The organism is Delftia sp. ZNC0008, from assembly GCF_000799035.1.
In the GTDB taxonomy this organism is placed as follows: Bacteria; Pseudomonadota; Gammaproteobacteria; order Burkholderiales; family Burkholderiaceae_C; genus Comamonas; species Comamonas tsuruhatensis.
The window spans coordinates 1-5865 of sequence record NZ_JTKZ01000936.1 but is presented as its reverse complement, the minus strand read 5'-3'; the positions used below and the strand labels follow the sequence as shown (position 1 = coordinate 5865).

The window sequence follows — 5865 nt, the reverse complement described above, 5'->3', positions numbered from 1 at the left end:
GGACGACGAGATCCGCATCGCCATGGAAGAGCGCGCCGCCATGTCGCCCGATGCGCTCACGGGCCTGGAGGCCAACCTGCGCTTTGCCAGCCGCGAGAACATGGTCACGCGCATCTTCGGGCGCCTGTCGGCCTGGCAGAACTGGATCTTCAACCGCCCCAATGCCGTGGGCGACAAGGGCGCTCTCAAGCTCTACGGCACGGGCCAGAAGGCCGGCTTCGACTTCAACCGCGTCTGACCGCAGGCACGCCCCGAAACATCCACGGAGACCCCACCATGAGCGCCATCAACTACAGCGAGAAGATCCCCAACAACGTCAACCTCGGCGAAGACCGCACCCTGCAGCGCGCGCTGGAGAGCTGGCAGCCCAACTTCCTGAACTGGTGGGGCGACGTGGGCCCCGAAGGCTCCACCGACTACGACGTCTACCTGCGCACCGCCATCAGCGTGGACCCCCAGGGCTGGGCCCAGTTCGGCCACGTGAAGATGCGCGACTACCGCTGGGGCATCTTCCTGAACCCGGCCGAGGCCGACCGCAAGGTGCACTTCGGCGACCACGCGGGCGAGAAGGCCTGGCAGGACGTGCCCGGCGAGCACCGCGCCAACCTGCGCCGCATCATCGTCACCCAGGGCGATACCGAGCCCGCCTCGGTGGAGCAGCAGCGCCACCTGGGCCTGACCGCGCCGTCCATGTACGACCTGCGCAACCTGTTCCAGGTCAACGTGGAGGAAGGCCGCCACCTGTGGGCCATGGTCTACCTGCTGCACAAGCACTTCGGCCGCGACGGCCGCGAGGAGGCCGAGGCCCTGCTGGAACGCCAGTCCGGCGACGAGAACAACCCGCGCATCCTGGGCGCCTTCAACGAGAAGACGCCCGACTGGCTGTCCTTCTTCATGTTCACCTACTTCACCGACCGCGACGGCAAGTTCCAGCTGGCCGCGCTGGCCGAAAGCGCCTTCGACCCGCTGGCGCGCACCACCAAATTCATGCTGACCGAGGAGGCCCACCACATGTTCGTGGGCGAGTCCGGCGTCTCGCGCGTGCTGCAGCGCACCTGCCAGGTCATGAACGAGCTGCGCACCGACGACGTGGGCCGCCTGCGCGCGGCCGGCGTGATCGACCTGCCCACGCTGCAGCGCTACCTGAACTTCCACTACAGCGTGACCATCGACCTGTTCGGCGCCGACCAGTCCAGCAATGCCGCCACCTTCTACAGCAGCGGCCTCAAGGGCCGCTACGAGGAAGGCAAGCGCGCGGACGACCACCGCCTGCACGACCAGCACTACAAGGTGCTGGAAGTGGTGGACGGCAGGCTGCAGGAAAAGGAAGTGCCCATGCTCAACGCGCTCAACGAGGTGCTGCGCGACGACTACATCAAGGACTCCAACGCGGGCGTGGGCCGCTGGAACAAGGTCATGGAAAAGGCCGGCATCGATTTCCGCCTCACCGTGCCGCACAAGGCCTTCAACCGCCAGATCGGCGCGCTGGCAGGCGTGCGCATGAGCCCCGACGGCCGCGTGGTCAGCGAGCAGGAATGGCGCATGCGCGAGGGCGAATGGCTGCCCTCGGACGCCGACCGCGCCTTCGTCGCCTCGCTCATGGGCCGCTGCGTGGAGCCGGGCCAGTTCGCGGGCTGGATCGCGCCGCCGGTCATGGGCATCAACCGCCAGCCCGTGGATTTCGAATACGTGCGCTTCAACTGAAGCGCCGCGCCAGCAGGGAGTCGCCCATGACAGTCGCCTTGGTAGAACACGGCATCCTCACCCAGCACCTGATCGACCCGGAGATCTGCATCCGCTGCAACACCTGCGAGGCCACCTGCCCCGTGGGCGCCATCACGCACGATGACCGCAACTACGTGGTCCTGGCCGAGCAGTGCAACGGCTGCATGGACTGCGTCTCGCCCTGCCCCACGGGCGCCATCGACAACTGGCGCAAGGTGCCGCTGGCGAGCGCCTATCCCGTGGCCGAGCAGTTGCTCTGGGACGAGCTGCCCGAGGAGCTGCCGCCTGAGACGCTGGTCCAGGCACTGGTTCAGGCACAGGCCACAGTGGACGCACCTGCCGGCGAGGACCTGAGCCAGGCCCAGGCCGTGATCGCGGCGGCCGCCACGCGCGGTGCGGATGCGGCCCGGCCCGATGACCAGGCCGATACCCAAGTGTTGCGCAGCGCCAGCTACGGCGCCACCGTGCCGCCCTGGTCGGCCGCCCATCCGTACACCAACCTGCATGGCCCCAGGAGCCCCGTCACGGCCACCGTGGTCGGCAACCTCAACTGCACGGAGGCGGGCTTCGACAGCGAGACCCACCACATCGTGCTGGACTTCGGCAGCCAGCCGTTCCCCGTGCTCGAAGGCCAGTCCATCGCCGTCATCGCGCCCGGCACCGATGCCCAGGGCCGCCCGCATGTGGCGCGCCAGTACTCGGTGGCCAGTGCGCGCAATGGCGAGCGGCCCGGCTACAACAACCTGGCGCTGACCGTGAAACGCGTCACCCAGGACCACCAGGGCCGCCCCGTGCGCGGCGTGGCCAGCAACTACCTGTGCGACGCACGCATCGGCGACAGGGTCCAGGTCATAGGCCCGTTCGGCCAGTCGTTCCTGATGCCCAACCATCCCCGCTCGCACATCGTGATGATCTGCACGGGCACGGGCAGCGCCCCCATGCGCGCCATGACCGAATGGCGCAGGCGGCTGCGCAAGAGCGGCAGGTTCGAGGGCGGCAAGCTCATGCTGTTCTTCGGCGCACGCACGCCGCAGGAGCTGCCCTACTTCGGCCCGCTGCAAAGCCTGCCGCGCGACTTCATCGACAACAACCTGGCCTTCTCGCGCGTGGCCGGCCAGCCCCGGCGCTACGTGCAGGACCTGCTGCGCGAACGTGCGGCCGACCTGGCGGCCCTGCTGCGCGACGACAACGCGCACTTCTACGTCTGCGGGCTCAAGAGCATGGAGGAAGGCGTGGTGCTGGCACTGCGCGACGTGGCGCAGCAAGCCGGGCTGGACTGGGAACAGGTCGGCGCGCGCCTCAAGCGCGAAGGCCGGCTGCACCTCGAGACTTACTGAAGCCGGTGGGTCTCCCGGACCTGTCCATACGCATCGCCGGCCAGGGCCTGGGCCAGTATCCAGGCAGGGTCCACCAGCCCGGCGCCACGCGCCATCGGCGACTGCGGCAGGGCCAGCGGGATCTCGGTGCAGCCCATGATCACGGGCACATCGCCATGGCGCTGCAGCAGCGGCGCCAGCACCTCGCCGAAGCAGCGCGCAGCCAGGTCCATGTCGCCCTGCTTGACGCCGTCGTAGATGCCCTGCATGAGCCGCGCGCGGCCTTGCGCATCGGGCTGCAGCGCGGTGATGCCGCACTCGGCCAGTGCCGCGTCGTACAGGCCGCTGTCATAGGTGCCCTGCGTGGCCAGCACGATGGCCTGCTGCGCGCCGCCGGCCTGCAGGTGCAGGGCAGCCTGGCGCGCGATGTGCAGCACATGCAGCTGCGGAAACAGCGCCTGCAGCTGCCCATGCCAGGCATGGGCCGTGTTGCAGGCCAGGGCCACGCTGCGCACGCCCAGCGCCGCCATGCGGCCCACGCCCTGCAGCAGGTGCTGGGCCGGCCCCGTGGGCGACTGCGGGTCCGCGCGCAGCGCCGCGCTGCGATCGGGCATGGGCAGCTGCACCAGCCAGTGCTCGGGATAGGCCTGGTCATGCACGGGCAGGCCCTGCTGCTGCAGGTGCGCCGTGCAGGCCTGCACGAACAGGCGCACGAAATCCGCGCCTGCGGCCGGACCCATGCCCCCGAGAATGCCCACCGCGCGCGGGGGCTGAAGCTGCTGCTGCATGCTGCGATCCGAAATCAAAAAGCGGGTTTGTCGCTGAGGTCCTGCAGGTTCTTCTGCAATTGCTCACTCATCGGCAGACCCAGGGCCACGTTCCTCGGGGCAATGGGCTGCATGAACCACTTGTCATAGAGCCTGGCGAACGCGCCCGACTTCATCATGTCGCCGATCACGCCATCGACCAGCTGCTTGAACTGGGCATCGTCCTTGCGCAGCATGCAGGCATAGGGCTCGACCTGCAGCGAGTCGGCCACCACCTCGAAGTCCCCGGGGTTCTTGGCCGTGGGGATCAGGCCGAAGAGCAGGATGTCGTCCATGCCGAAGGCCGCGGCGCGGTCGTTCTCCACCAGCAGGAAGCCGTCCGCATGGTCCTTGGCCATGACGATGTTCATGCCCCAGGCCTTGTCGGCATTGGCCTTGCGCAGCACCTGCAGATTGGTGGTTCCCGTGGTGATGGCCACGGTCTTGTCCTTGAGGTCGGCGTAGTTTTTGATGCCCGAGCTCTTCTTCACCAGCAGCCGCGTGCCCGTGTAGAAATGGTTGATGGCAAAGGCCACCTCCTTGCCGCGCACCGTGTTGTTGGTGGTCGAGCCGCATTCCAGGTCGATGGTGCCGTTGGCCAGCAGCGGCATGCGGTTCTGCGAGGTCACGGCCTGCCACTGCACCTTCAGATCGGGTCGGTTCACCGCCTTCTTCACGGCCTCGGCCACGGCCTGGGACATCTCCACCGTCATGCCGATGGGCTTGCCGTTGTCCAGGTAGCTGAAGGGCACGGAGGACTCGCGGTAGGCCAGCGTGATGCGGCCGCTGTCGCGCACCTTGGCCAGCGTGTCGGCATGGGCTGCAGCCAGGCCTCCCAGGGCCAGGGCCGCGCACAGCGCGGTGGTGTGAAGTTGCATGCTTGTCTCCTCGTCTTTGGTGGATGTGCGGCCAGTGTAGGAAGGGCGGCGGCCTTTGCGGAATGACAATATCGGGCCGGTCCATGCCCGCCGGTTATGGGCTGTCGCCCTGCCCTGAGCAGCAGCCCCCGGCCATAACCTGCGTGCATGGCCTGTGTGCCAAATGCCATGGCCCGGCCTGCCGCGCGCGGCCTACAGTGCAGCTGCATGGAGAAACGATCAATGCATGTCTGCATCGTGGGCGCCGGCATCGTCGGCCTGGCAACGGCCTGGGCGCTGCGGCAGGCCGGCCACCGCATCACCGTGCTGGACCGCGCACAGGGCCCCGCCCAGGGCGCCAGCGGCGGCAATGGCGCGCAGCTGAGCTATTCCTACGTGCAGCCGCTGGCCGATCCCGGCATCTGGAAGATGCTCCCCCGCCTGCTGCTGCAAAAGGATTCGCCGCTGGCCTTCCGCCTGCGCGCCGACCCCGCGCAATGGGCCTGGGGACTGCGCTTTCTGGGCGCCTGCAATGCCCATGCCTCGGCCGAAGGCACGCGCGCCCTGCTGGCCCTGGCCGCCGAAAGCCGCCAGGCCTTCGAGTCGCTCCAGGCCGTCGAAGCACTGGCCTGCGACCTGCACACGCCGGGCAAGCTGGTGCTCTACCCCACCCAGCAGGCGCTGGATGCCGCCGCGCAGCAGGTGGCGCTGCAAGCGGGCCTGGGCGGTGCGCCGCAGCGCATCGTCAACGCCGCCGAAGTGGCGCGCATCGAACCCGCGCTCGCCGGCTACGCGCAGCGCATTGCAGGCGCCGTACACACGCCCAGCGAGGCCGCCGCCGACTGCCGCCTGCTGTGCGAACAACTGGCCGCCCGGCTCACCGCACGCGGCGCCGAACTGCGCTACGGCGTGGAGCTGCAGGGCTTCGAGCGCGAAGGCGACGCCATCACCGGCCTGCGCACCGCCGCAGGCCCGTTGCCGCTGCGCGCCGACCACTACGTGCTGGCCAGCGGCTGGGAAAGCGCGGTCCACGCGCGACAGCTGGGCCTGCGCATTCTCGTCTACCCGCTCAAGGGCTACAGCATCACCGCCGATGCCGCCGCGCAACTGCCGCACGCCGCACCCCGGGTCAGCGTCACCGACACCGCACGCAAGGTCGTC

The 5865-nt window shown here is 68.8% G+C and carries 5 protein-coding genes and 1 pseudogene; 4 read left to right on the top strand and 2 right to left on the bottom strand.

The annotated features are described in order from the left end of the window. From L995_RS30120 to boxA, 3 genes and pseudogenes are all read left to right on the top strand, one after another. A pseudogene (locus L995_RS30120) lies at window positions 1-238 on the top strand (2,3-epoxybenzoyl-CoA dihydrolase); the annotation flags it as partial. Window positions 239-276: 38 nt separating this feature from the next. Next, entirely contained in the window at window positions 277-1704 is a 1428-nt protein-coding gene (gene boxB, locus L995_RS30115; RefSeq protein ID WP_047475127.1) for a benzoyl-CoA 2,3-epoxidase subunit BoxB, read from the top strand. Between the two features lie 26 nt (window positions 1705-1730). After that, window positions 1731-3062, top strand: coding sequence for a benzoyl-CoA 2,3-epoxidase subunit BoxA (gene boxA / locus L995_RS30110; RefSeq protein ID WP_047475125.1), 1332 nt, complete (start codon window positions 1731-1733; stop codon window positions 3060-3062). Here the strand turns inward: boxA and L995_RS30105 are convergent. Both L995_RS30105 and L995_RS30100 read right to left on the bottom strand, forming a co-directional pair. Next, complete coding sequence (locus tag L995_RS30105; RefSeq protein WP_047475124.1) at window positions 3056-3829, bottom strand: aspartate/glutamate racemase family protein; 774 nt, start codon at window positions 3827-3829, stop codon at window positions 3056-3058. The genes boxA and L995_RS30105 overlap by 7 nt on opposite strands. A 14-nt stretch (window positions 3830-3843) precedes the next feature. After that, window positions 3844-4725 (bottom strand): amino acid ABC transporter substrate-binding protein, encoded by an 882-nt coding sequence (locus tag L995_RS30100; protein ID WP_016447309.1) that lies wholly within the window; start codon window positions 4723-4725, stop codon window positions 3844-3846. A gap of 222 nt (window positions 4726-4947) precedes the next feature. On the opposite strand from L995_RS30100, the gene L995_RS30095 reads away from it, so the two are divergent. After that, window positions 4948-5865 (top strand): FAD-dependent oxidoreductase (locus tag L995_RS30095; protein WP_047475121.1); only part of this gene is annotated, 918 nt, incomplete at its 3' end.

Excerpts from the sequence above, each read along its gene's own strand:
- boxB (WP_047475127.1), top strand. The coding sequence starts at position 277 with ATGAGCGCCATCAACTACAGCGAGAAGATCCCCAACAACGTCAACCTC.
- boxA (WP_047475125.1), top strand. The coding sequence starts at position 1,731 with ATGACAGTCGCCTTGGTAGAACACGGCATCCTCACCCAGCACCTGATC.
- L995_RS30105 (WP_047475124.1), bottom strand. The coding sequence starts at position 3,829 with ATGCAGCAGCAGCTTCAGCCCCCGCGCGCGGTGGGCATTCTCGGGGGC.
- L995_RS30100 (WP_016447309.1), bottom strand. The coding sequence starts at position 4,725 with ATGCAACTTCACACCACCGCGCTGTGCGCGGCCCTGGCCCTGGGAGGC.